This window comes from Luteimonas composti (assembly GCF_042678665.1).
In the GTDB taxonomy this organism is placed as follows: Bacteria; Pseudomonadota; Gammaproteobacteria; order Xanthomonadales; family Xanthomonadaceae; genus Luteimonas; species Luteimonas composti.
The window spans coordinates 1,004,990-1,028,536 of the sequence record NZ_JBHTKU010000001.1 but is presented as its reverse complement, the minus strand read 5'-3'; the positions used below and the strand labels follow the sequence as shown (position 1 = coordinate 1,028,536).

Genomic DNA, 23,547 nt, shown 5'->3' with positions numbered 1-23,547 from the left:
GTTCATGGCTCGCTGCCGTCCAGATCCGGAGAGTGATGCCTAACAATTCAATCAAGCCGACGCCGCTTCGCGGCGCGGCTTATTTCAGGCGTTAGGCCGCAGGCAAGCACTCGGCGAGGCGGATGATGCGATGGGAGCTGGCGCTAATGCTGATCGTTTCAGGCGCTATCAGCTTGCGTCTGATGTACAAGGTCGCGCTGGGTACACGCTCCAAGCCGGACAAGGTGGGAGCATTCATCTTGCTTGCGGTGCCGCTAGTCGGTCCGCTGCTGTACTGGTTCGTGTACAACGACATCGGGCCGCAGCGCCCATCGCTACAGAATCGTGGACCGCGAGGGGAATTCACCCATAAGTGGATCTCAATCTCGCCCGCGCTTAAGGCTGGTTTGAGGTCAGAGGGTGGAGGCGAGAGCGTTGGTGAGGATGAGCAGCCAAGGCACTAGACTTCGTTGTCGGCGGTCTGCGGCCTAACAATGCGTTCAAGCCGACACCGCTGCGTTACGCCAAGCACATGGCAGGTACAGCCGACGTCCCCCCGCCTCCGAGTAGCGCGACACGTTGAGCTGCCCACTGAGCCGTACCGCGGAGCAGTAGAGTCCGTCAACCGAGGCGTCGCGGGAGGCGCTGCAGGCGCGGGCTCCCGCCTGCAGCACTCGCGGCTTCTGGGACACAGGGGCGGATCTTGTCAAATACGAATCATTCGTATTCAATGTAGGGACCGGCGCACGTACCGGTGCGCCCACCGGGACACGGGCGCACCGCCAGTTCCCTTGCAATGGCAATCCTGGTGCTCCCGTCTTCGAGACGGGCCTTATCCCCATTGCCGCCTCCCACATGCCGATCCTTTCGCCGTCCTCGTTCCATGCGCGGCCCGCCGCTGCCCGTGATCCCCTCCCCAGGCCCGCCCGTCTCGCCGCGGCGCTGGCCCTTGGCCTTGCCTGGCTTCCCGGTGTCGCGCTCTCGGCGCCACAGGACGCGGCGGCGGGCGCAGAGTCCGCCACCGCCACCGACCTCGATGCGGTGCTGGTCGTGGCCCAGCGCGCCAGCCGCGTCAGCAACGGCGCCACCAACCTCGACCTCGCCATCAAGGACACGCCGCAGTCGATCAGCGTGGTGAGCGCTGAACAGATGCGCCAGTTCGGCGCCGACAGCGTCAACGACGCACTGCGCCTGGCCACCGGCGTGCGCGTGGACGAGTGGGAGACCAACCGCACCAGCTACAGTGCGCGCGGCTTCGACATCCTCAACACCCAGGTCGACGGCGTCGGCCTTCCCAACAGCTGGGGCGTGGCCACCGGCGCCTTCGATGCTTTCGGCTACGAGAAGGTGGAGGTGATCCGCGGCGCCAATGGCCTGCTCACGGGCGTGGGCAACGCGGCCGGCACGATCAACTACGTGCGCAAGCGGCCGACCAACGAGCGCCAGGGCGTGGCCGGGCTGGGCATTGGCTCGTGGAGCACGCTGCGCGCGCAGGTCGACTATTCGACCCCGTTCACTGGCGACGGCACCTGGGCCGGGCGCGTGGTCGCCGCGCACGAGGAAGGCGACACGCACCTGCAGGCCAACCACAACCGTCGCGACTTCCTGTACGGCGTGGTCGATGGGCAGGTGGGGGAGAACGGCACGCTCGCGTTCGGCTGGTCGTACCAGCGCGCCAAGTCGGAGGGAATCATGTGGGGCGCGCTGGCCTTCACCAACGACGACGGCACGCAGCGCGAGTGGGACACCGATGCGACGACGACGCAGGACTGGACGTACTGGAACACCACCAACCACACCGCGTTCGCCGAATACACGCACCAGCTGGGCCCGGACTGGCAGCTGAAGCTGGCGTACAACGCGCGGCGCTCGACGGGCGACGAGAAGATGTTCTACGCCTACCTGGGCGATCGCGACGGCGACCTGGTCGCGGACGGGCTGGATCCGGCGACCGGCCTGGGCCTCGTCGGCTATCCTTGGGGCGGCATCGACGAGCAGACCAGCCACCTGGGCTCGGCCACGGTGAGCGGCCGTTTCCTGATGTTCGGGCGGGACCAGCAGGTGATGCTGGGCGCCAGCCTGGCGCGGAGCGAGACGGACGGCTGGGAGCAGGGCGTCCCCGACTTCACGCATCCGGCCTGGGGCGCGCTGCCGCCGTTTCCCTATGCCAGCGATGCGATTCCCGAACCGGTCTGGAGCGCGCCCACGCTCTATTCCGTCCTGGACCAGCGCCTTGGCCGCGCATTCGGCGCGGCGCGCATCGCGTTCACCGACCGCCTGACGGCCATCGCCGGCTTCAACTACGCCCGCTACCGCCGCAGTGGGCGCTATTACCTGAACAATTTCGACCAGACCACCAGCCACACCAGCCCCTACGGCGGCCTCACCTTCGACTTCAGCGATCGCGTGCTGGGCTATGCGAGTTATTCGGACATCTACCAGCCGCAGGACCAGGTGGACGAGGACAATCGCTACCTCGACGCCAGCAAGGGCGAGAACTACGAGGTGGGCGTCAAGGCCGAGTGGCTCGACCGGCGCCTGCTGACCACGCTGGCGGTGTTCAAGGCCGACCAGGCGGGACTGGCGACGCCCACTGGGCTCTACAACGAGGTCGGGTCGGCGATCTACGTGCCGATGGACGTGCGCTCGAAGGGCGTCGAGATCGAGGCGGTCGGCCGGCTGGGCGACAACCTCGATCTCGTGTTCGGTTACACCGCACTCAAGCTCGACGGCCTGCAGGGCGACGAGACCTATTCCTGGGTGCCGCGACGCAGCGCCAACCTGCTGCTCAGCGGCCGGCTGCCGTCCTGGCCGGAGTGGTCGCTGGGCCTGGGCGGACGCTGGCAGAGCGTGATCTCCAACGTCGAGGCCAGCGGCTTCACCGTGCGCCAGGACAGCTACGCGGTGCTCAACGCGTTCGTGGCCTGGGACTTCCATCCCGATGCAACGCTGCGCCTCAACCTCGAAAACATCAGCGACGAGAAGTACATCAACACCCTGCGCTACAGCGGCTACTACGGCGCGCCCGCGCACTACACGCTGAGCCTGGACTGGCGGTTCTGAGCGGCATGCTGCCCGTCCGACCGCACGGGCAGCGGCTCAGGCGAAGACGTGCTCGTACACGATCGTCGCGCCGACCAGGATCAGCACCAGGCCGCCGGCGATCTCGGCGCGGCGGCCGATCAGCTGGCCGAGCGCGCGCCCGGCCATCACGCCGGCGGTGACCATCGCGAAGGTACACAGTCCGATCGCCGCGGCCACGGCCAGGATATTCACATCGACGAAGGCCAGGCCGATGCCGACCGCGAGGGCGTCGATGCTGGTGGCCAGTCCCGCCAGCGCCAGCGCGGCCAGCCCGCGGCGCGAGGTCGGTGCCGCGTCGTCGTCGTCCGTCAGTGCCTTGTGGATCATGTGCAGGCCCAGCCCCGTCAGCAGGCCGAAGGCGATCCAGTGGTCCCAGGCTTCGACCATGCCGGCCGCGCCGGTACCGAGCAGCCAGCCGAGCAGAGGGGTCAGGCCTTCGATCACGCCGAATACCAGGCCCGCGCGCAGCGCGTCGCGCCAGCGCGGGTGGCGCATGGCCGCGCCCTTGCCGATGGCCGCGGCGAAGGCGTCGGCGGACATCGCCAGGCCGAGCAGCAGGATGGAAACGGGGTGCATCGAGGGTCCGTACGGCGGGCTTGGGCGCAACGGGCCGCGCACGCGCCGGGCCGCAGTGGCGTGCGTGGCCCGCTGGTCTCGCCAACCGACAGGTTGCGGCCGCCACGGCCGGTGCAGGCCGAGTGTGTTGACGGGCGCGCTTCCGTGAGTGGAAGCCGGCTACTCCCCAGTGGGATCGCGACCGCTTGCGGGCCGCCCGCCCATTGTACGGCGCGGGACGCCGGACCGGGAGATCTGGCGGAAGCGACGAGGCGCGGCGCTGATCCCTGTAGCGGTGTCCGGCAGGTCGCGACGGCCCGGTCGCTCCACGGCTCAAGCGGCAGCGGATCCGTCCTCGTCCAGCTCCCGATACTCGAACCAGTCGAAATCCGCGTGCAGGCGCTGCCCGGACAGGTCCTGGCAGGCCATGCCGACGAAGTTGCCGGTAAAGCCGCAGAGCAGGGCGTGCTCGTCGGACAGGATGGAGGCGTCCTGTTCCCAGCCCACCGCCTGCCAGCGGTCGCCGTCGCGCGAGCAGTAGAAGCGGATGCGCGCGTGGTCGATCACCAGGCGCAGGTACACGCGCGCGCAGTCGTCGAACGGGTATTCCTTCTCCACCGGATAGCTGACCTGTCCGCGTTCGCAGCGCATCAGGCCGAGGCAGCGGCGCGAATGCGCGGCGCGGGTCAGGAACAGGTAGTAAAAGGCGTCGGTGTTGTAGAAGGCCACCAGCCCGGCCATCTGCTGGAAGTTCTCCGGCGAAAATTCGACGCAGGTGCTGGCCTCGATGCGGAAGGCCTGCTGCCGGCACGCCACCAGGCTCTGCTCGAAGCGCGATACGGGGCTCTCGCGGCCGTACAGGCGCAGGAAGCCCGGGCGCGCATCGAGGCTGGCCATCGCGGCATCGATCGGCACGCGCGGCGCCTGCCAGTGCGGCGCAAGCGCGGTGGCCTCGAAGTCGTCGCGCGGCGCCCGCTGCGGCCAGGGCTGGGCGGGCAGGTCGGGCACGGTGGCCTGGTCCGCCGGCGCCTGGCCGCCATGGGCGAGGCGCGGCCATCCATCGCGCCACCCGATCGGCTGCAGCGCGGTTTCGCGTCCGAGGATGGCGCGCCCGTTGGACAAGGGCCGCCGGCACAGGTGCGCCAGGCTCCAGCTGCCGTCGGCGTGCTGCACCAGCGAGCCGTGGCCAGCGGCCTGCAGGCGCAGCGAGGGATCGTGCGCGCTGGTCAGCAACGGCCCGTCGGGCATCGCCTCATACGGCCCTTCGATGCTGCGCGAGCGCGCCACCGTGGCCGCATGCGTGGTGAAGGTGCCGCCTTCGGCCACCAGCAGGTAATACCAGCCGTCGACCCAATACAGGTGCGGCCCTTCGACGAGGCCCAGCGCGGTGCCGCGGAAGATGTTGTGCACCGGACCCACCAGGCGCCGCGCGGCCGGGTCGTATTCCTGCAGCAGGATGCCGCCGAAGCTGTCGTGGCCATGGCGGTGGTCCCAGACCATGTTGACCAGCCACTTGCGGCCGTCCTCGTCGTGGAACAGGGACGGATCGAACCCCGAGTTGTTGAGGTGCACCGGCTCCGACCATGGCCCTTCGATGTCGGGCGCGGTGACCAGGAAGTTGCGCACGTCCTTGAAGTCGCCGGCCCAGCCGCGCACGTCGGTGTAGATCAGGTGGAACAGGCCGTCGGCATGGCTGAGTGCGGGCGCCCACACGCCGCCGGAATTGGGGCGGCCGCGCAGGTCGAGCTGCGAGCTGCGCGTCAGCGCGGGGGGCAGCGTGCGCCAGTGGACGAGGTCCCGCGAATGCGAGATCGCCACGCCGGGATACCACTCGAAGGTGGAGGTGGCGATGTAATAGTCGTCGCCTACGCGCAGGATCGACGGGTCCGGGTAGAAGCCCCGCAGGACGGGATTGGCGATGCAGGCCATGGCAGTCCCCTTTGACGTGCCGACGATAGCGGATCGCGCGGTGCCGGGCACGTGCCATCGCCAGCGGGAACGGCGTGCTGGAAGTCCGCGTATTCCGCACCTGTCGCATGCGGTCGGCGGCCGACAGCATGTCTGCGATCCAGGGAGGAAGGCGCATGCGCGGAACGGACCGGGGTGGGGCATCGAGCCGGATGCCGTGGCACGGCTGGCTGCTGGGCGGACTGCTGCTGCTGTATGGTCTGGCCACCGCGTTCGACCACGGCATGAGCCTGGCACAGGGCGAGGCCTACTACCGCGCCTCCGGCATGCGCGAGCTGCAGGTCGGTATTTCTCCGCGCAGCCCGCCTGGGCGATCGCCGGCTGGACCCTGTCTGTCTGGGCCGGACTGGCCGGCGCGGTGGCCCTGCTGCTGCGCCGCCCCGTGGCCGCCCCATTGTTCGCGCTGGCCGCGGCCGGCAGCTTGGCCTACATCGTCTACCTGCTGGTGCTCACCGACGGGCGCGCGGCCATGGGCGTGCTGTGGGCCATGCCGTTGGTGCTGGCCGCACTGATGATCCTGATGGTGCCCTACAGCGTCCGGCTCGCGCGCGGCCGGGCGTTGCGCTGAGGTCCGGCGGGCCGATGCGGCCCCCGTTCCGGGGGTCGCGTCGTCCCGCGAAGTTCAGTCCGCAGGCTGGGCCGGTACGGCCAGCACCGCATCGAGCGCCGGCTTCGCCTGCCCCTCGCGGTCGAACAGCAGGGTGTAGTTGGTGCGGTCGGGGATGGGGTAGCAGTTCTTCCACGACATGCCGTCCTCCACGCCCCAGACCGAGACGCGGTGCAGCCGGTCGCGCCGGCCATGGAAGACGCGGAACAGCTCGGCGTAGCGCCCGGCCAGCTGGCGCTGCACTTCGTCGGGAAGGCCGTCGCGGTAAGGGTCCAGGAAGCGCTTGAACTCGGGCAGCTGGAACTGCGGGTGCGTCATGCCCTGGCCGATGATCTGGCCTTCCTTCGTCAGCGGCAGCACGTCCACGTCGAGCTCGGTGACCATGACCTTGACGCCCAGCGCGGCATAGGCGTCTATGGCCGCCTCGATGTGCTCGCGGGAGGGGTAGTTGAGGCCCCAGTGGCCCTGGATGCCGACGCCGTCGATGCGGATGCCCGCCTCCTGCAGCATCTGCACCATGCGCACGATGCCGTCGCGCTTCTCCGGCCGCCAGGCGTTGAAATCGTTGTAGTAGAGCTCGGCGTCGGGCGCGGCCTCGCTGGCGAAGCGGAACGCGTCGCGCACCAGGGCGTCGCCGTCGCCGCCGTAGGCGCGGGTCCAGAGCGTGTCGCGGTACTGGCCGTCTTCGCCCATCACCTCGTTGACCACGTCCCAGGCCTGCACCTTGCCGGCATAGCGTCCTGCCACCACGCGGATGTACTCGCGCATGCGCTCGCGCATCGTGCCCACGTCCGCGGGTTCGCCGTCCGGGCCTTCGAAGAACCAGGCCGGCGTCTGGTTGTGCCAGACCAGCGTGTGGCCGATGAGGAACATGTCGTGCTTCCGGCCGAAGTCGACGAAGGCGTCGGCGGCGGAGAAATCCCAAACGCCGGGTTCGGGATGCAGCACCTCCGCCTTCATCACGTTCTCGGCGGTGATGGCGTTGAAATGGCGCACCGCCAGCGCCTGCGCCCGCGCGTCGCGCCCGCTGACGATCTCGTCGTTGACCGCGGTGCCGAGCAGGAAGGCATCGGCATAGGCCTGTTTGAGCGTGGTCGGCGGCGGTGCGGCGTTCGCCGGTGCGACGGTGGCAAGGATGGCGGCCAGCAGGCCGGGCAGCAGTCGTCGCGTGGTCATCGGGATTCCTTGTCCGGATCGATGGATAAAGGTGTGCTGATGTGATCGCCGGCAGCCATCGGGCGCGGCACGTGGGGCGTCCACGCGCGCGCCTGCGCCCTCCCCCGGTCGCGGGGGAGGGCCGGGGTGGGGGCCGGCAGGTCGCGCCGCCAATGCGGTCTTGCCCCCGTCATTCCACGGCCCCGATCTGCAAACCCAGCTCCGCCGCCGCCAGTCCTTCGCCGCTCGCGCGCACGATCGCATTGCCCGACTTCCCGGGCACGCCCCGCACGATCGCCAGCGCCAGCCCGCTGAAGGCGTCGCGCGCAGGCGAGGGGAAGGCGGTGAGGTCGCGCGGATCGCCATTGTCGGTGGCCACCAGCTCGGCGGGGCCCTCGACCTCGAAGCGCACCCGGTTGCCGGCGTTGCGCACCGGTTGCCCCTCGGCATCGAGCACGCGCAGGGTGACGAAGGACAGGTCGCGACCGTCGTTGCCGATCGCCGTGCGATCGGCCTCCAGCGCCAGGCGCGCGGGCGCGCCCGTGGTCTTCACCCGCGCCTCGGTCCACTCGCGGCCCCCGCGCCAGACGCGCACGTGCAGCTCGCCCGGGGCATAGACCACCTCGTCCCAGCGCAGGCGGTACTCGAACGGTCCCTTCTTCTTGCGCCCCTGCGACACGCCGTTGAGGAACAGCTCGGCCTCGTCGCCGCTGGTGAACACATGCACCGGCGTGACCTGCCCCTCGCGCCCCGGCCAGTTCCAGTGCGGCAGGATGTGGGCCATCGGCAGCTCGGGCCGCCAGCGCGCCTGGTAGAGGTAGTAGCGGTCCTTGGGAAAGCCGGCGAGGTCGATCATGCCGCTGTAGGAGCTGCGCGCGGCGTAATACGGCGTCGGCTCGCCCAGGTAGTCGAAGCCGTTCCAGACGAACTCGCCGGCCACGTAAGGGTGGCGGTCGAGGGCGGCGAACACCTTGTCGGCGCTGGAGCCGAAGTCCACCGCATGCAGTTCGTAGGCGCTGACCAGCAGGTTGCGCGAATCGCCGCCGCCGTTGTGGTCGCGTACCGGTGCGCTCTGAAGCGGCGTGACCGGGAACAGGTAGGTGCCCCGGGTGCTCAGCGCCGACGCCGTTTCGCTGCCGAAGACCACCTTGTCCGGGAACGCCTCGCGGAACGCGGGATAGGACGGCGGCGTGCGGATGCGCTCGATGCCCTCGAACTCGGGCTCCTGGCGGATGCCCTCGCCCTGGTAGTTGAGGTTGACCACGTCGAAGGCGGCGGGGAAGGGCATGTCGGCCTTGGCCCAGTTCATCGAGGCGGTCGCCGGGCGCGTCGGATCCTCCTCGCGCACGATCTGCACCAGCCGCCGCCCGATCGCGGCGCCGGCTTCGCCGTCGTACTGCTCGCCGACTTCGTTGCCGACGCTCCACAGGATCACGGAAGGATGGTTGCGGTCGCGGCGCAGCATCGCGCGCAGGTCGGGCTCGTGCCACTCCGGGAAGACGAGGTGGAAGTCGAGCGGGGTCTTCTTCTTTTCCCAGGAATCGAAGATCTCGTCGATCACCAGGAAGCCCATCCGGTCGGTCAGTTCGAGCAGCTGGGGATCGGGCGGGTTGTGCGCGAGGCGGATCGCGTTGGCCCCCATCCCGCGCAGGATCTCGAGCTGGCGTTCCGCGGCGCGGACATTGAACGCGGCGCCGAGCGCGCCCAGGTCGTGGTGCTGGTTCACGCCCTTGAGCACGATGTGCTCGCCGTTGACGACGACGCCGCGATCCGGGTCCCACCGCACCTCGCGGATGCCGAAGCGGGTTTCGTAGCGGTCGATCTCGCGTCCGTCCTGGCGCACGCGGGTCACGGCGAGGTAGAGGTTGGGCCGCTGGGTCGGCGGCGGGCCCCACAGGCGCGGATGCGCGATGCGCGCGCGCGAGGTGGCCTTGGTGCTGCCTCCGGCGACGATGTCGAAGCCGATCGGCGGGATTCGGGCCACGGGCTCCCCGCGCGGGCGACCGGCGTCGTCGAGCTCGAAGAACCCGGTCTCCACCTGCACCCGCACCGGCGCATCGGTGGTGTTGTCCACCGCGACGGCGAGGTGCACGGTCGCCGAATCCGCCGATACCTCCGGCGTGGTCACCGTGGTGCCCCACTGCGCCACGTGCACCGGCGCTGTCCTGGTCAGCCAGACGTCGCGGTACAGCCCGCCGCCCGGATACCAGCGCGCCGATTCGGGCGGATTGTCGAGCCGGATCGCCAGCTGGTTGCGCGCGCCGAACGCGACGTGGGGCGTGAGATCCAAGCGCCAGCTGCTGTAGCCGTAGGGCCAGCCGCCGACGAGGCGGCCATTGAGCCAGACCGTCGCGTACGACATCGCGCCGTCGAGGTCGAGATGGATGCGGCGGCCGGCATCGCTCGCCGCGATGTCGAGGGCACGCCGGTACCAACCCACGCCCCAGCTCGGCAGCCGGCCCATGCCGCCATACGGGCCCTCGGCGATGAAGGGGCCGGCAATTGCCCAGTCGTGCGGCAGGGTCACCGCCTGCCACTGGCTGTCGTCGAAATCCGCGTGCAGGAAGGGCACGTCGCCCACGTCCGGCTCCCCGCCGGGCCGCCGGTGCCGTCGTCCGGGATCGGCGATGAAGCGGTTGCCGGTGGGCAGGATCCACGGCTTGAGCACCGGCCGGTCCGCCCGCAGGCGGATCGCCTCGTCCGGTCGCGCGTCCGCCACGCGCCCGTCGGCGCTGCGTTCGACCTCGGGGCGCACGTCGTAATCCAGCCGGCCGTCGACGCCGGGCGGATCGCCGCGGTGGAAACGCCACCCGCCGTCGAGGCGTTCGGAGCTGCGGGGCGACGGTCCCGCGGCCGCCGCGGGTGCGGTGAGGACAACCAGCGCCGTCAGGGCCAGCAGGGAGCGAAGCATGGGCGCGACCTGGCGGATCACAGCCGGTAGGCCTGCTTCGGCAGGCGATAGGCGAGGTCGCGGGCCACCTCCACCGCCTCGTCCTCGTCGATGCGGTGCTCGGCGACCAGCCTGGACAGCACCGCGCAGTCGACGCGTCGCGCGACATCGTGCCGCGCCGGGATCGAGAGGAACGCGCGGGTGTCGTCGTTGAAGCCGACGGTGTTGTAGAACCCGGCCGCACTGAGCGTCTGTTCGCGGAAGCGCCACATGCCTTCCACCGAATCGTGGAACCACCACGCCGGCCCCAGGAACAGGCAGGGGTAGTGCCCGGCCATCGGCGCCAGCTCGCGCGCGTAGGTGCTTTCGTCCAGGGTGAACAGGACCAGGCGGAAATCCGGCTCGTTGCCGAAGCGGTCGAGCAGGGGCTTGAGCGCGTGCACGTAGTCGGTGCGCAGCGGCAGGTCGGCGCCCACGTTGCGGCCGTAGCGCGCGAACAGCCGGGGGTTGTGGTTGCGAAGGCAGCCGGGATGCAGCTGCATCACCAGTCCGTCGTCCAGGCTCATCGCCGCCATCTCGGTCAGCACCTGGCCTCGGAACAATGCCGCCTCCTGTGCGCTGAAGCGGCCCTGCAGGATCTTCGCGAACAGCGCCTTGGCCTCGGCCCGCGACAGGTTGGCGGTCAGCGCGGTCTCGTGGCCGTGGTCGGTCGAGGTCGCGCCCATCGATTTGAAGAAGGCGCGCCGCTGCCGGTGCGCGCGCAGGTAGCCGTCCCAGTCGTGCACGTCCTCGCCGGTGATGGCGCCGAAGCGCTCCAGCGCGCCGCTGAACGCCTCGTGTTCCGGATCCACCACCTCGTCGGGCCGGTAGGCGGTGACCACCCGACCGTTCCAGCCGCTGTCGCGGATCGCCTGGTGGTGTGCGAGCGGGTCCAGCGGACCCTCGGTGGTGGCGATCACCTCGATGCCGAAGCGGTCGAACAGGGCGCGCGGCCGGAACGCATCGGTCTGAAGGGCGTCGGTGATCGCGTCGTAGTAGTGGTCCGCGCTGCCCGCGTCCAGCCGCAGGCGCAGGCCGAACACCTCGTGGAAGACGTGGTTGAGCCAGAGCGAGGACGGCGTGCCGCGGAACAGGTGGAAGTTGCGCGCGAACAGCCGCCAGGCCTCGCGCGGATCGACCTCGGCACGGCTGCCGTCCGCGCGCGGCAGGCCCAGTGCATCCAGGTCGATGCCCTGGCTGTAGAGCATGCGGAACACGTAGTGGTCGGGCACCAGCAGCAGTTCGGTGGCATTGGCAAAACAGGCGTCGCCGGCCCACCAGCCCGGATCGGTGTGCCCATGCGGGCTGACGATCGGCAGCCGCGCGACTTCCGCGTACAGGCGTCGCGCGATCGCGCGCTGGGCGGCGTCGGCCGGGAACAGTCGGTCTTCGTGGAGGTGCAGCGGTCGTGGTGCGGTTTTCATGGAGTCGTTGTCGTTGCAAGATGCGCCAGCGATGTCGGCGCGCGCCTGCCCGCGGTGGGCAGGGAAATGTCGGGTCAGCGGCGCACGCTTTCGGCCGGTCCAAGCGTGCCACGCGGCTTCGCGTCGCGGACCAGTTCGATGCGCTGGAAGACCAGGCCCGGATCGACCAGCCACAGCTTCACCGTATTGGCACCGGCGCGGACGCGGTGGCGCGAGCGGGCGACGTGTGCGTTGTCGATGACGGCCGCTTCCCAGGCGGTGAAGTCGCGGTCGCCGGGCGTCGGGTCGAGGCGCACGGTCACCACCGTCGGCGGCTCGTCGTCGATCGACAGCGCGTAGCGCAGGCCGCCGCGGTGGCGGACGTCGAGCGTGGGCGAGACCAGCACCCGCACCTCGACCTCGCCGTCGACGTCCATCACCACCGGATACTCCAGCCGCGCGCCGTCGCCGCCCGGCACCAGCGGCGCGCCGGTGGCCGGCCACGCGGTGACCGCGGACAAGGTGCGGCCCAGGTTCGGGATGACCTGCCATTGCGCGCCCGCAGGTGCCACGGCGCGCGCATGGTGTTCGGCCTCGATGGCGACCACGCCGTTGCCCTCGACGAAGCCGCGCGCGCCGCGATGGGCCGGCGGCTTGTGCACGGGCACGGTCACGGAGACCTCGGTCCAGTCCTGGCCGCGGATGTAGATGATGCCCTCGTGCCGGCCTTCCGGCAGCGCGTCCCAGTCGATCTGCAGCGTCAACGGCTGCTCGTCGGTGACCTCGCCGGACGTGGGCGAGACCTCCAGCCAGGGCGCGCGGCTGGTGGCGGTGAACGGGATCGGCGCCTGGCCGCGGTTGAACACCACCACGTCGCGTGTCGGCGCGGCCACCGGGTCCAGCTCCGGCAGGCGCGGGCGGCGCAGCAGCGCGGGGTAGGCAACGGGATCGCCCTCGATCGCCACGCCGGTGACGCCCTTTTCCGGCGGGTCGACGCTCGCCAGCGCCGGCAGCACGTTGCGCGGCGGCGACTGCCAGTGGGTATAGCCGATGCGCGGCTGGCTCATCATGTGGATCCACTTGCCGCCGGCAATCTCCTGCTCGTACACGCGCTGCAGCTCCGCATCGCGGGCGAACAGCCCGCGCGCCTTCGCTGCCCAGGCATTGGCCGAGGCCCGGCCCTGCCCGGCGTAGAGGCGGTTGCGGGCCACGGCCACGTGCAGGTGGTTGAGGTTGGCGCTGGCGAGTACCGGGTATTCGACCAGCTGGTACCAGGCATCGCGGTGGCTGGCCGGGATCTCCGGCGCCAGCGCCTGTACCTGCGCCACCAGTGCGTCCCATTCGGCCAGCACGCGGCCGGCCTCGCGGTCGTGGACCAGGCTCCAGATCCCGGCGTCGACCAGTTCCGGCTTGCGTCGTGCGTTGAGCCGGGTATAGCCGGTCACGATCTCGCCGATGGCCTGCGCGTGCGCCGGGCCGAACTGCTCGGCCGCCCAGCGCGCCGGATAGGCCGTGATCCAGTCCAGGTCGGCCGCATCCGGATCCCAGGCCTGGTCGAGGAAGGCGCTGATCGGCAGCTCCTGCGGCTTGATGTCGCCGACGTTGACCACCCACAGCCGTTCCACGCCATGCGCCCAGGCCAGGCGCATCTGCTCCCAGGCGCGCTCGACCTGGGTGGTGTTGAGCCACTTGTAGTTGCGCGGACCGCCGACGTAGTCGAAGTGGTAGTACACGCCGTAGCCGCCCGGGCGCCTGTCGGCGGGATCGGGCAGGCGGCGGATGCTGCCCCAGTTGTCGTCGGCGAACAGCAGGGTCACGTCGTCGGGGACGCGCATGCCCTTGTCGTAGTAGTCCTGCACTTCCTTGTAGAGCGCCCACACCTGCGGGGTCTGCTCCACCGGCTTGGCGGTGACCTCGGCGATGATCCGGCGCTGGTCGGCCACGATCCGTTCGAGCAGGGCGGTGGCGGTCTGCTCGCTCATCGGCTCGTCGCCGTCGCCGCGCATGCCCAGCGTGACCACCGCCTCGCGGCCCTGCAGCCGCTCGATGCCGCCGCGCCAGAACTCCTGCAGCACCTGCGCATTGCGCGAATAGTCCCAGGGGCCCTTGCCATGGCGCGACCACTCGTCGTGCGCGCGCATCATCGGTTCGTGGTGGCTGGTGGCGATCACCACACCGTACTCGTCGGCCAGCTCGGCGTTCTTCGGGTCGTCGTCGTAGAACGCGCGCGGCAGCCACATCGCCGGCCACAGATAGTTGGCCTTGTGGCGCATGATCAGCTGGAACACGCGCTCGTAGAAGCGGTGGTTGGTGCCGCCGAAGGTCGCCTTGCTCCAGCCGCCGAGGGCCGGATCCTCGTCGTTGATGAAGATGCCGCGGTACCGCACCTTCGGCGCGTCGACGAAGCGGCCCGGCGCGATGTGCAGCGTGGTGCGCCGTGGTGGCGGCACGTCGGCCCACCAGGTCCAGGGCGACACGCCGATGCGACGCGAGAGTTCGTACAGGCCGAACGCCGTGCCGCGCCGATCGGCGCCCGCGACCAGCAGGGCGCGTTCGATGCCGGGTTCGGGCGCGTCGACCACCTGCAGCAGGTAGGCCTCCCAGACGCCGGCGACGCCACCGGTGTCAATGCCTTTCTCGCGCACGATCCGGTCGACACGCGCGCTGTGCCCGAGGGTGCCCGCGATGATCGCCATGCGCCCGTCGGCGGCGCCATCCGTCGCGCCGGACACGGCCGCCAGGTCGTCGCGCAGCGCCTCGGCCGCGCGCAGCACCGGCGCGTGTTCGCCCTGGTCCACCAGCACCGGCAGCGGCGTGCCGCCCTCGATCAGGGCGAGGCTGCCCTCGTGGCCGGTGTCGCAGACGGCCGCGGCGGCGCGGCAATCCTGCTTCGCGAACGCGGACGATGGCAGCACGGCGATGGCGAACAGCAGTGCGCAGGCGTACTTCATCGGGGCGGCGTCCCTCGACATGATCGGTGCGTGGCTCATGGCGCTGGCGCGACGTCCAGGCGCGCCGGTTCCAGTCGCGGAGCGAGGCGGTGGACGACAAGCAGGGCCAGCAGGTAGGCCGAGCCGGCCATCAGGAACACCGGCAGGTAGCTGCCGGTGGTCTCCAGCAGGAACCCGGTGAAGGTCGCGATCATCATGCCGCCTACCGCGCCGGCGAAGCCGCCGAGGCCGACGACCGAGCCGACGGTCTGGCGCGGAAACAGGTCCGAGGGCAGGGTGAGCAGGTTGGCCGACCAGCCCTGGTGGCCGGCCGTGGCCAGGCCGATCAGCAGCACCGCCACCCAGAGGTTCTCGGCCTGGGCGGCGAACACGATCGGCACCACGCACAGCGCGCACGCCAGCATCGCGGTCTTGCGCGCGCGGTTGACGCTCCAGCCGAGCCGGATGAAGCGGCCGGCCAGCCAGCCGCCGAAGATGCTGCCCACGTCGGCCAGGACGAAGATGACCACCAGCGGTACGCCCAGGCCCAGCAGGCTGAGGCCGTGCTCGGAATGCAGGAACTTGGGCAGCCAGAACAGGAAGAACCACCAGATCGGGTCGGTCATGAACTTCGCGGCGACGAACGCCCAGGCCTGGCGATGGCGCAGGATGCGCGACCACGGGATCTTCGTCGCCGGCTCCGGCGGGTCGCTGCGGATATGCGCAAGTTCCGCCTGCGAAAGCCTCGGCTGCCGCTCGGGTGCGCGGTACCAGAGCAGCCAGGTCGCCAACCAGACCGCGCTCAAGACACCGGTGGCCAAGAAGGCCGCTTGCCACCCCAGCGAGAGCGCGATCAAGGGCACCATCAATGGCGCGACGATCGCGCCAATGTTCGATCCCGAGTTGAAGATGCCGGTGGCGAACGCACGCTCGCGGCGCGGGAACCACTCGGCCACCGTCTTGAGCGCGGCCGGGAAGTTGCCCGCCTCGCCGAGACCCAGGAAAAAACGCGCCAGCATGAAGCCGATCACCGAGCCTGCAAGCGCATGGCTCATCGCGGCAACGCTCCATACGCAGATCGCGATGGCATAGCCGATGCGCGTGCCCAGCCGGTCGATGATCGCACCCGCGCACAACAGGCCGATCGCGTAGGCGGCCTGGAAGGCGGTGACGATGTATCCGTACTCGATCTCGCTCCAGCCGATCTCGTCCTGGAGGAACGGAGCGAGCACGCCAAGCACCTGGCGGTCGATGTAGTTGATCGTGGTGGCGGCCAGCAGCATCGCGCAGACGCGCCAGCGATACATGCCGATCTTCGCGGTGGCGGCGCCGGAAGCCGAGGCGGGTGCGCTCATGCGTGTCGCGCTCCTGCCGTCGCGACGATGCGGACGACGTTCCCGAATCCCGCCATATCGCTCTCCCGGTGCGATGCGTGATAGCGCTATCAGTACCACATGTGCGAAAGCGGGGGCCACTGTCGGCCATGCAGGAAGGCTTCCCTTGGGACATCGGCCGCTGCCAGGCGCGTGCTGCAATGCAGCGCAAACGTGCGGTGCAATGGATGCTGCGACGCAGCGTGTCTGCTTCAATCTGATAGCGCTACCATCCGGCCGCCACTCCCCAAGGGCGTGTCGTGCAAGCGTCCCTGCGGGACCCGAGGCACAACAGTCCACCGGTGTCACGATGCCGCGGCATCGGCGCCATCAAGCGGGAGGGGAGTTTCGTGCAAGTCAGAATTGCAAGAACAGCGTTGTGCCACGCCCTTGGCCTGGCATTGGCCGGCATCGCCGGAACGGGTTTCGCGCAGGAACAGGCGCCTGCCGGACAGACCCCGCCCGCGAATCCGGTCGCGACCGATCTCGACTCGGTGGTGGTAACCGGTTACCGCCAAAGCCTGCAGTATTCGACCGATGCCAAGCGCGAGTCGACCGGCTTCACCGACTCGATCTTTTCCGAAGACATCGGCAAGTTTCCCGACACCAATATCGCCGAATCGCTGGCCCGCATCCCCGGCATCCAGATCGACCGCGACGTCAACGGCGAAGGCCTGAACGTCGGCATCCGCGGCCTGCCGCAGAGCTTCACCAAGACCATCATCAACGGCGGCGAAGCGGCGACCGCCTCGATCGGCCTCAACCGCGGCAATCAGAACCGCGAGGTCGACCTCAACCTGTTCCCGACCGAGTTCTTCAACAAGCTCACGGTCTACAAGTCGCCGCAGGCCAGCCTGCCGGAGGGCGGCATCTCGGGCGTGGTCGACATGCGCAGCATGCGTCCGTTCGACATTCCCGGACGGCATTTCAACTACTCCGGGCAGTTCGACTACAACACCACCGGCGAGAAGTTCAATCCGCGCGGATCGGCGATGTACAGCTGGACCAACGACGAGGGCACCTTCGGCGCGCTGGTCGGCGCCTCGGTGGTACGCAGCCGCATCGCCGTGCGCGGCTGGGAATCGGTGGGCTGGATGAACCCGGGACTCAACGAACGCCAGTGCGGCATCGGCGAGTCGCTGACCAATCGCCCCGCCGAGTGCAACCCGGGCGGCGGCGGCAGCCTGCAGATGCCCGACGAGGTGCCCGACAATGCCTCCACTCGCGGCGCCGGGCTGACACCGGGCGACATCATCGATGCCGAGTGGCTGCTGGCGCAGAACCCGGGGCTGAGCATCGGCCAGATCACCGAAGCCCTGTTCCCGCGCCTGGCGCGTCCGGTGGACATGGCCGGCGACCGCGAGCGCGACGCCGTGGTCGGTTCGCTGGAATGGCGCCCCAGCGACCGCATGCACTTCTACGTCGACGCCCTGTACTCGCGCGCCAAGTACGAGAACGACCGCATCGACATGAACCTGGTCGGCCGCACCTTCGGGCCGGTGGGCTTCATCCCGACCAACATGCAGCTCGACGCCAACAACGTTGTCACCAGTGCCACCCTGGTCAACGCGCAGTTCTTCCTCGAGGCGCGGCCGTACCGGGACGAAGTGCAGTACTGGAACATCAACCCGGGCGCGACGTTCTGGTTCGGCGAGAATGACGGCATCAAGCTCGACGTGCAGGCCAACTGGAGCCGCAGCTGGTTCTTCCGCGAGTCGCCGACGATCATGCCGGCCTCGCCGTTCACCACGGTGGAGTACCGCAACGACGGCAACCACCCGGTGTTCGAGCCCACCGGCCTGGACCTCAACGATCCCGACGCCGGCTGGCGATGGGAGGGCGGCCGCGTCAACCTCAACAACGAAAAGCGCGTCACCGAGGCCGGCCGCCTGCGCGCAGACCTGCAGTTCGGCGAGGACGACCGCAACATCAAGGTGGGTGTGTCGCAGGACCGCTTCCGCCGCACCATCGTCGGCTTCGACAACAGCGCCGCCTGGCAGGCCAACGCGTTCCAGGCCGTTCCCAACGGCGAACTGCCGAACTTCCTGCGTCCCGGTCCCTACGGCTTCATCACCGTGGACTTCGACCGGTTCATGGACGCGACCAACTACGGCCAGTTCTTCGACGAGGCGCCGGAAGTCAATTCCTCGCAGTCGGTGGGCGCCGCGACCGGCGGCGTGGACGAGAAGAACACGTCGGCCTACGTCGAGTTCAATGGCGAGACCGAGATCTGGAACCGCAACCTGCGCTTCAACGGCGGCGTGCGCTACGTCGAGACCGACCAGGAGATCAGCGGCCCGGTCACCCTGGGCAGCGTGCGAGCCTGGCAGACGCTGGGCAGCACCTACGACGAATGGCTGCCCTCGTTCAACGTCGCCTGGGACGTGGCGGACAACTGGGTCCTGCGCCTGGCCAGTTCCCGCACCATGACCCGCCCCAACCCGCGTTCGATGCTGCCCGCGACGACGTTCTCCGACCCGTCCGCGGAGATCGCCGACCAAGGCAACCCCAACCTCTCGCCATACCTGTCGACCAACTTCGACCTGGGCCTGGAGTGGTACACGGGCAACGAGGGGCTGGTGGCGCTGACCATGTTCAACAAGCGCGTGTCCGGCTATACCTACCAAGGCGTCAATGTGCGGCCGTTCCGCGACCTCGGCATTCCGCTCGACGCGCTGACCGAGAACCAGCTGGCCGCGCTCAACGCCAACGGCGGCCTCGACGCCCCGATCAACGTGCGCCAGCAGGTCAATGCCGACGCCACGCTGGACATCCAGGGCTGGGAGCTGATCTGGGTGCAGCCGCTCGACTTCGTGTTCGAGGGCCTGGGCTTCATGGCCAACTACACCGATATCGACCTCGAACCCACGGGCCAGGAAGCCGGCCAGCTGGCGGGCAACCTGTTCGGGATCGCGCCGGTGATGTGGAACGCCACCGCCTACTGGGAGAACGACGTCGCGTCCGTGCGCCTGTCCTACAACTGGGTGGAGGGTTCGGCCCAGCGGGCGCGTGGCAACAACGAGGGCGGCATCAACTACGGCCAGTACTTCGGGGAGGATCGCGGCCAGTTCGACCTGTCGGCGAGCTACACCCTGTCTTCGCTGCCGTCGCAGCCGCAGCTCACCTTCAACGTGCTGAACATCACCAACGAGCAGACCCGCAACTACATCTCGTTCCCGAACGTGCCGGGCGAGATCTACGAGCCGGGCCGGACCTTCCTGGTCGGGATCCGCGGGACCTTCTGACGGCGGTGCCTTTTTACTCCCCACGATCCTCCCGGCGGCGAGTGCCCGCCGGGCGGATCGTGTTTTTTTTGTGCGGTGGGCGGGGCAGGGGCGGCGTGGTTGCACGGACAACCATCGCGCGGCGCGATTCCGAACGCCGCGCACGACATGCCATAGTTTGGATAGGTCCGTCGATTTCATCGGGGCGTGCGCTTGCGCGCCTCCGCCACGGTTAGGATAGGTGCGACCGGCGGTCGGTTCCGCCAGCGCGTACAGCAGGGGTCATTCTTGAATACGAGTACCGAGCGGCTATCGGTCACCGAAAAGGTGGGTTACAGCCTTGGCGACCTTGCAGCCAACCTCATCTTCCAGACGTTGATGACGTTCCTGGCGTACTTCTACACCGACATCTACCGCATCCCCGCCGCGACCGCAGCCACCATCATCTTCGTGGTCGGCCTGCTGGGCGCGTTCGTGTTCACGCCGCTGGTGGCGGTGCTGGCAGACCGCACCAGCACCCGCTGGGGCAAGTTCAGGCCCTGGATCCTGTGGACCGCGGTGCCGTTCGGCGTGCTGTCGCTGCTGGCCTTCAGCACCCCGGACCTGGGCGCGCAGGGCAAGGTGTTCTACGCCGCCGCCACCTATACCCTGCTGGTGCTGGTGTACGCGGCCAACAACCTGCCGTATTCGGCGCTCAGCGGCGTGCTCACCGGCAACATGGGCGAGCGCAACAGCCTGTCGGCCTACCGCTTCGTGGCGGTGATGGTGGCGCAGCTGGTGGTGCAGGCGCTGTTGCTGCCGCTGGTCAACATCCTGGGCGACGGCGACCGCGTGCGTGGCTTCGAGAACACCATGCTGCTGTTCGCGGTGGTCGGCACCGTGTTCTTCCTCATCACCTTCCTCACCACCCGCGAGCGCGTGGTCCCGGCGCAGGAGCAGAAGTCCAGCATCGGCCGCGACCTGGCCGACCTGGCCGGCAACCGGCCCTGGCTGGTGGTCCTGCTGGTCACGATCCTGGTGTTCACCACCCTGGCGCTGAAGGGCGGCACCTACGTCTACTACTTCGAGAACTACCTGCAGGAGCCGGCGATGGCCCGCTTCCTGGACTCGATCGGCTTCTACAGCGTGCTCGGCGGGATCAACTCGGCGCTGGTCGGCATGGGGCTGGCCGGCTTCGAGCTGCCGGAGGACGCGACCACCTCCGCCTTCGGCCTGTTCAACGCCGGCGGCATCGTCCTGATGGTGGTGGGGATCGGCTTCTCGCGGAAGCTGGCCGACCGCTTCGGCAAGCGCGATGTCTTCGGCGTGTTCCTGGTCATCTCGACCCTGTTCATGCTCGCCTTCTACATCATCCCGCCGGACCGCATCGGCCTGGTGTTCGGCGCGCAGATCCTGCACGGCTTCTTCTACGGCATCACCATCCCGCTGCTGTGGGCGATGGTGGCCGACGTGGCCGACTATTCCGAGTGGAAGAACCACCGCCGCGCCACTGCCATCATCTTCTCGGCCATCCTGTGCGGCCTGAAGGTGGGCCTGAGCGTCGGGGGCGCCCTGGTCGCCGGCATCCTCGCCCATTACGGCTACGACGCCGACCTGCCGGCGCAGGCCCCCGACACGGTCGATGGCATCCGCCTGGCGGTGAGCCTGTACTGCTCGGCGCCGTTCCTGGTGGCCGCAGCCCTGCTGTTCTTCTACAAGATCAACAAGCCGATGGAATCGCAGATCGAGCACGACCTGGCCGCGCGCCGCGTCGCCCGGCCGGCCTGAACCATCGGCAGAGCAACCGAGGATTTCCATGGCAGACCGCGAATACACCGAGGCCGAACTGAAGGCGCTGGCCGACAAGGCCATTTCCCAGCCCCTGGTGCGCCACATCTACACCGCCGACCCGTCGGCCCACGTGTTCGAAGGGAAGCTGTACATCTATCCCTCGCACGACATCGAGGGCGGCACCGCCTTCGACGACGACGGCGGCCACTTCCAGATGCGCGACTACCACGTGCTGCGCCAGGATTCGCCGGACGGCCCTGCCACCGACTGCGGCCTGGCGCTGGACATCAGGGACGTGCCCTGGGCCGACCGGCAGATGTGGGCGCCGGACGCGGCGACCAGGGACGGCAGGTACTACTTCTATTTTCCGGCCAAGAAGGCGGACGGCCTGTTCCAGATCGGCGTTGCCGTGGGCGATCGCCCGGAAGGCCCGTTCAAGCCGGAGCCGGAGCCGATCGCCGGCACGTACTCGATCGACCCGGCGGTCTATGCCGATGCCGATGGCGCGCACTACATGTACTTCGGCGGCATCTGGGGCGGGCAGCTGCAGAAGTATCGCGACAACGCCTACGACGCCGCGCACGAGGAACCGGTGGGCGATGCGCCCGCGCTCGGTCCGCGCGTGGCCCGGCTGTCGGACGACATGAAGCAGCTGGCCGAACCGAGCCGCGAGATCGTGATCCTCGACGAGCACGGCCAGCCGCTGCGGGCCGACGACCACGACCGGCGGTACTTCGAAGGCCCGTGGATGCACAGGTACCAGGGCAAGTACTACCTGTCGTACTCGACCGGCAACACCCACTACCTGTGCTACGCGGTTGGCGACAGCCCCTACGGGCCGTTCACCTACGGCGGACGCATCCTCGAGCCGGTGCTGGGCTGGACCACGCACCATTCGATCGTCGAATTCGACGGCCGCTGGTGGTTGTACTACCACGACTCGCTGCTGTCTGGCGGGGTGACCCACCTGCGCGCGGTGAAGGTGGCCGAGCTCGAGTACGACGCCGACGGCGGTATCCGCACCCTGCGTCCCTATGGCTGAAGACGCGGAGCGCGCCGGTGCGCTGACGCTCTTGGCGCCCGGCCCGCTGCTGACGATCGGCAACGGCGCGCTGTCGGTCGACATCGCGCCGCAGGCCGGCGGGCGCATCGCCCAGATCCGCTGCGACGGCGTCGAGCAGCTGGTCGGCCATGGCGAGCACGGCAGCGATGCGGCCATCGCCTGGGGCTGCTACCCGATGGTGCCCTGGTGCGGCCGCATCCGTGGCGGCCGTTTCGCGTTCGCGGGACGCTCCTACGTCGTGCCGCCCGACCTGGGCGACCACGCGATCCATGGCGTCGGTTACGTCATGCCCTGGGCCGTGACGGCGCAAGGGGCGGAGCATGTCGAGATGACGCTGGCGCTGCCGACGGATGCGCGCTGGCCGTTCGGAGGCGTGGCGAGCCAGCGAGTCCGGTTGCAGGGCAGGGCGCTGCGCCTGTCGCTGGCGGTCCAGGCGACGGACCAGTCCATGCCCGCGTCGCTGGGCTGGCATCCCTGGTTCCGCAAGCCCGAACGGCTGGAGTTCTCGCCGGAGGCGATGTATCCGCGCGACCGGCACGGCATGACCGTGCTACCCGCGGGGCCTGTCCGGCCCGGGCCCTGGGACGACTGCTTCGTGAACCGGCGCGAGGTGGTACTGCATCGCGGCGGCCAGCGGCTGGTGGTGTCCTCGGACTGCACCGACTGGGTGGTCTACGACGCGACGGCGCATGCCACCTGCGTCGAGCCGCAGACCGCGCCGCCCGACGCCTTCAACCTGCTGCCGGACCTTGCGCTGCAGCCAGGCGAGACGTTGTCGATGGACTGCACCCTGCGCTGGGATTGACCCGCTCGCCTGGGAAAGCGGGGGACAGGCGGGAGTCCATGGCAAATGCCCCGCTTCTGCGCGGGGCATTCGCGATCCTGCGTTGTGCGTGCGTCAAGCCGCTTCCTGCGCGGCCCGCTGGTTGCCGCCGCCCTCTGCCAGCAGGGTGAGCTTTTCGTCGGTCGACTTTTCCTCAGCCAGCGTCTCTTTCAGCAGCGCGAGCGCCTCGGTATAGCCAAGCTGCTTGGCCAGCGCGCAGAGCGTGCCGTAGGCCGCGATCTCGTAGTGCTCGACCTTCTGCGCTCCGCCGATCAGGGCCGCATCGCGCAGGGCACCGGCCTCGATGGAATCGATGACCTCCTTGCCCTCTTCGACCAGGCCTTCCATCGCAGCGCACTTGATGCGCTTGAGCTTGATGTCCAGCACTTCGACCACCTGGTCGATGCGCTCGATCTGGCCCTGGGTTTCTTCCAGGTGCAGTTCGAAGGCGGCGACCAGCTCGGGCGCCTCCGCGGCGCGCGCCAGGCGCGGCAGCGCCTTGGTCAGCTGCTTCTCCGCACTGTAGATGTCGGAGAGTTCGTGGATGAAGAGTTCCTCGATGGATTTGACTGCCATGTGCGTCCCTCGCGGACGGGGGTGGAGCGGCGACTGTAGGTAGAGGAGGACGAAAGACCGGTGAAGGATCGACGCCACCCGCTTCACCTTCGACAAACGCTTCTCCGG

General features: G+C 69.1%; 14 protein-coding genes. 6 read left to right on the top strand and 8 right to left on the bottom strand.

Annotated features, from left to right (window positions below; translation table 11 throughout):
• Positions 1-834: 834 nt before the first annotated feature.
• Positions 835-3,042: a TonB-dependent siderophore receptor gene (locus ACFQ2D_RS04695; RefSeq protein WP_280942712.1), complete on the top strand. Its 2,208-nt coding sequence runs from the start codon at positions 835-837 to the stop codon at positions 3,040-3,042.
• A gap of 36 nt (positions 3,043-3,078) precedes the next feature.
• Here the strand turns inward: ACFQ2D_RS04695 and ACFQ2D_RS04690 are convergent, their stop codons facing one another.
• On the bottom strand, positions 3,079-3,639 hold the full coding sequence (locus ACFQ2D_RS04690; protein WP_280942711.1) for a manganese efflux pump MntP: 561 nt from the start codon (positions 3,637-3,639) through the stop codon (positions 3,079-3,081).
• Positions 3,640-3,951: 312 nt separating this feature from the next.
• Positions 3,952-5,547 (bottom strand): glycoside hydrolase family 43 protein, encoded by a 1,596-nt coding sequence (locus ACFQ2D_RS04685; RefSeq protein ID WP_280942710.1) that lies wholly within the window; start codon positions 5,545-5,547, stop codon positions 3,952-3,954.
• Positions 5,548-5,944: 397 nt separating this feature from the next.
• On the opposite strand from ACFQ2D_RS04685, the gene ACFQ2D_RS04680 reads away from it, so the two are divergent.
• Positions 5,945-6,154 carry a hypothetical protein gene (locus ACFQ2D_RS04680; RefSeq protein ID WP_280942709.1) on the top strand — a complete coding sequence of 70 codons (210 nt, stop codon included), beginning with the start codon at positions 5,945-5,947 and terminating at the stop codon, positions 6,152-6,154.
• 54 nt (positions 6,155-6,208) lie between these two features.
• On the opposite strand, the gene ACFQ2D_RS04675 is transcribed toward ACFQ2D_RS04680, so the two are convergent.
• The 5 genes from ACFQ2D_RS04675 to ACFQ2D_RS04655 form a co-directional block, all read right to left on the bottom strand.
• Positions 6,209-7,369, bottom strand: coding sequence for an endo-1,4-beta-xylanase (locus tag ACFQ2D_RS04675; protein WP_280942708.1), 1,161 nt, complete (start codon positions 7,367-7,369; stop codon positions 6,209-6,211).
• Between the two features lie 169 nt (positions 7,370-7,538).
• Positions 7,539-10,259 carry a beta-galactosidase GalB gene (gene galB, locus ACFQ2D_RS04670; protein WP_280942707.1) on the bottom strand — a complete coding sequence of 907 codons (2,721 nt, stop codon included), beginning with the start codon at positions 10,257-10,259 and terminating at the stop codon, positions 7,539-7,541.
• A gap of 17 nt (positions 10,260-10,276) precedes the next feature.
• On the bottom strand, positions 10,277-11,701 hold the full coding sequence (gene uxaC / locus ACFQ2D_RS04665) for a glucuronate isomerase (RefSeq protein ID WP_280942706.1): 1,425 nt from the start codon (positions 11,699-11,701) through the stop codon (positions 10,277-10,279).
• 74 nt (positions 11,702-11,775) lie between these two features.
• The gene (locus ACFQ2D_RS04660) at positions 11,776-14,652 is read right to left on the bottom strand and encodes a glycosyl hydrolase 115 family protein (RefSeq protein ID WP_386795538.1); all 2,877 of its coding nucleotides are present in this window, start codon (positions 14,650-14,652) and stop codon (positions 11,776-11,778) included.
• A gap of 14 nt (positions 14,653-14,666) precedes the next feature.
• The gene (locus ACFQ2D_RS04655; protein WP_280942704.1) at positions 14,667-15,965 is read right to left on the bottom strand and encodes an MFS transporter; all 1,299 of its coding nucleotides are present in this window, start codon (positions 15,963-15,965) and stop codon (positions 14,667-14,669) included.
• Between the two features lie 368 nt (positions 15,966-16,333).
• On the opposite strand from ACFQ2D_RS04655, the gene ACFQ2D_RS04650 reads away from it, so the two are divergent.
• From ACFQ2D_RS04650 to ACFQ2D_RS04635, 4 genes are all read left to right on the top strand, one after another.
• On the top strand, positions 16,334-19,228 hold the full coding sequence (locus ACFQ2D_RS04650; protein ID WP_280942703.1) for a TonB-dependent receptor: 2,895 nt from the start codon (positions 16,334-16,336) through the stop codon (positions 19,226-19,228).
• 267 nt (positions 19,229-19,495) lie between these two features.
• Positions 19,496-20,974: an MFS transporter gene (locus tag ACFQ2D_RS04645; RefSeq protein WP_280942702.1), complete on the top strand. Its 1,479-nt coding sequence runs from the start codon at positions 19,496-19,498 to the stop codon at positions 20,972-20,974.
• Between the two features lie 28 nt (positions 20,975-21,002).
• Positions 21,003-22,019, top strand: coding sequence for a glycoside hydrolase family 43 protein (locus tag ACFQ2D_RS04640; protein ID WP_280942701.1), 1,017 nt, complete (start codon positions 21,003-21,005; stop codon positions 22,017-22,019).
• Positions 22,012-22,845 (top strand): aldose epimerase family protein, encoded by an 834-nt coding sequence (locus ACFQ2D_RS04635; protein WP_280942699.1) that lies wholly within the window; start codon positions 22,012-22,014, stop codon positions 22,843-22,845. Before ACFQ2D_RS04640 ends, ACFQ2D_RS04635 begins: the two co-directional genes overlap by 8 nt.
• Before the next feature lie 93 nt (positions 22,846-22,938).
• Here ACFQ2D_RS04635 and ACFQ2D_RS04630 read toward each other — a convergent pair whose 3' ends face one another.
• Positions 22,939-23,439, bottom strand: coding sequence for a YciE/YciF ferroxidase family protein (locus tag ACFQ2D_RS04630; RefSeq protein WP_280942698.1), 501 nt, complete (start codon positions 23,437-23,439; stop codon positions 22,939-22,941).
• Positions 23,440-23,547: the final 108 nt, after the last annotated feature.

What these genes read in the sequence shown, in the direction of transcription:
- ACFQ2D_RS04655 (WP_280942704.1), bottom strand. Translation starts at nt 15,965, where the DNA reads ATGAGCGCACCCGCCTCGGCTTCCGGCGCCGCCACCGCGAAGATCGGC.
- ACFQ2D_RS04635 (WP_280942699.1), top strand. Translation starts at nt 22,012, where the DNA reads ATGGCTGAAGACGCGGAGCGCGCCGGTGCGCTGACGCTCTTGGCGCCC.
- ACFQ2D_RS04695 (WP_280942712.1), top strand. Translation starts at nt 835, where the DNA reads ATGCCGATCCTTTCGCCGTCCTCGTTCCATGCGCGGCCCGCCGCTGCC.
- ACFQ2D_RS04685 (WP_280942710.1), bottom strand. Translation starts at nt 5,547, where the DNA reads ATGGCCTGCATCGCCAATCCCGTCCTGCGGGGCTTCTACCCGGACCCG.
- ACFQ2D_RS04630 (WP_280942698.1), bottom strand. Translation starts at nt 23,439, where the DNA reads ATGGCAGTCAAATCCATCGAGGAACTCTTCATCCACGAACTCTCCGAC.
- ACFQ2D_RS04640 (WP_280942701.1), top strand. Translation starts at nt 21,003, where the DNA reads ATGGCAGACCGCGAATACACCGAGGCCGAACTGAAGGCGCTGGCCGAC.
- ACFQ2D_RS04660 (WP_386795538.1), bottom strand. Translation starts at nt 14,652, where the DNA reads ATGTCGAGGGACGCCGCCCCGATGAAGTACGCCTGCGCACTGCTGTTC.
- uxaC (WP_280942706.1), bottom strand. Translation starts at nt 11,701, where the DNA reads ATGAAAACCGCACCACGACCGCTGCACCTCCACGAAGACCGACTGTTC.
- ACFQ2D_RS04690 (WP_280942711.1), bottom strand. Translation starts at nt 3,639, where the DNA reads ATGCACCCCGTTTCCATCCTGCTGCTCGGCCTGGCGATGTCCGCCGAC.
- ACFQ2D_RS04675 (WP_280942708.1), bottom strand. Translation starts at nt 7,369, where the DNA reads ATGACCACGCGACGACTGCTGCCCGGCCTGCTGGCCGCCATCCTTGCC.
- galB (WP_280942707.1), bottom strand. Translation starts at nt 10,259, where the DNA reads ATGCTTCGCTCCCTGCTGGCCCTGACGGCGCTGGTTGTCCTCACCGCA.